The organism is Candidatus Obscuribacterales bacterium, from assembly GCA_036703605.1.
In the GTDB taxonomy this organism is placed as follows: Bacteria; Cyanobacteriota; Cyanobacteriia; order RECH01; family RECH01; genus RECH01.
The window spans coordinates 1-1,021 of record DATNRH010000602.1; the positions used below are offsets into that span (position 1 = coordinate 1).

Sequence of the window (1,021 nt, forward strand, 5' to 3'; positions counted from 1 at the left end):
GGACACCAAGATGTTGAACTTAACAGACGCCGAGGTAGAACGGCTAATGCAGTACCGGGGCATCTTTGGTGAGACCCTCCTCGTCGCGAACGCCTATGGCCGCAACTCTCTTGAGCACTGGATAGCGCCTATCTATCAACAGGTTATCGTTTTGGGGAATCTTGCCTTCTTAGAGGTATGCTCATACCCTCCCCCTCCTTCCCCTTTGCTCACCTGTAGGCCTTTTTGGCTTCCAGTCAGATATCGAACACCCTCTTTACGGAGGTAGCAAAGCGATATAAGCAAGAAAGCGGTGGAAGCCACCAGCGGGCAATGCGGGACTTTTTGGAGTACTTAGATGATGCCTACCTCAAAGACGACCTTCTCAAGGATCTCCAACTACCCTCCCAATAATAATAAACTTGATGTACAGATGTGATTGATATTTTATGAAACTAGAAGCATGGTTAATCGCTATTGCCATTGAGAAGCTTTGACGAGGCGGGATATCTGGCCTGGACTTCAGGTTGTGCAAAGTCGCTATCCACCGCTAGGCGTTCGCGCAATAGCCTCAGCAAATGGACCTTATAGGCTTTCTGAATGGACTCTTTCTTTAGCGCTTTGGGTAGCTCATCTCCCGCTTCCTTGCCCTTAACAGACTTGAAAGCTGCCTGCAGTTGACGGGGAAGTCTATCTTGTCCGGGGTTGTTGGCCTGGATGTGAGAACAGGCAATCATGAAGCGCAAGGTTAGGCATCAAGACAGGGCGGGGGCACACCGTATACAGTAGATTTCATGTGGGAGGCAAGGAATGATGGCAGGGTTAATTCGGTTTCTGATGTTCAGAGCGCACGAGGAGAGGGAGCAAGAGGTGGTACCTGTCTTTTAGCCGTTGATGTATAGGATGCGGAGAGGCCCCGGCGGTTCGGCTGTGCGGCTTGCCTCGCAGTGTCTCGCTCAATGGTTGATGCCCATGACCCTGCGTTGCCTAGATTAGGTGGACTAGCTTGCACTTCGACAGAGTACACATGGAAGCTAAGCGA

The 1,021-nt window shown here is 50.9% G+C and carries 1 protein-coding gene; it reads right to left on the bottom strand.

Annotated elements, in window-relative coordinates; translation table 11 throughout:
* Positions 1-446 precede the first annotated feature (446 nt).
* Entirely contained in the window at positions 447-716 is a 270-nt protein-coding gene (locus V6D20_12860) for a hypothetical protein (protein HEY9816672.1), read from the bottom strand.
* Between the last annotated feature and the right edge of the window lie 305 nt (positions 717-1,021).